Genomic DNA, 467 nt, shown 5'->3' with positions numbered 1-467 from the left:
TCTTCCACGATTTCTGCATCGACGATTTCCACGTCGCTAGTCTGCATCCTATTGGTCGCAGCACACAGCGCGGCTACGACAGCCGTCAAGATAAGCATCAGGACGAGCACGACCATCGAAAGCTGACGATAGGAAGTGCCGGGCGGTAGAGTCATCAGATTCCACCCGTACACTAGGAAAGAGACCGGAATTCCGATGACGAGCGCGGTCAGAAAACGGTGCTTGGCACTCACTCTTCCTCCGGAGCCATCGGCAGCGGTTTCCACAGATCGCTGTCATCACGCGAAACAGTACCACTCTTCCACGGGTCGTCGTAGTTGATGGGAGTGCACACTTCACCGAATTCGCGCTTGCCGACCGGACGGTAGTGGTAGTCGCTTTCGTTGGTTGAGTACTGGATGCTCTCACCTTTGTACAGAAAGAAGAACTGGTTGCCGATCTTCAACCCAAGCTCACCCAGAGAATTC

2 protein-coding genes are annotated in these 467 nt (G+C 54.4%); both read right to left on the bottom strand.

Annotated elements, in window-relative coordinates; translation table 11 throughout:
* On the bottom strand, positions 1 to 233 hold a 233-nt coding region (locus AC1RPN_RS08370; protein WP_481763741.1), incomplete at its 3' end, for a hypothetical protein.
* On the bottom strand, positions 230 to 467 hold a 238-nt coding region (locus tag AC1RPN_RS08365), incomplete at its 5' end, for a hypothetical protein (protein ID WP_481763740.1). The genes AC1RPN_RS08370 and AC1RPN_RS08365, both read right to left, overlap by 4 nt.

This window comes from Dellaglioa sp. CoH-57-MRSF-20, from assembly GCF_056781955.1.
Note: the sequence above shows the minus strand (reverse complement) of the source record. Positions and strands in the feature narration are given on the sequence as shown.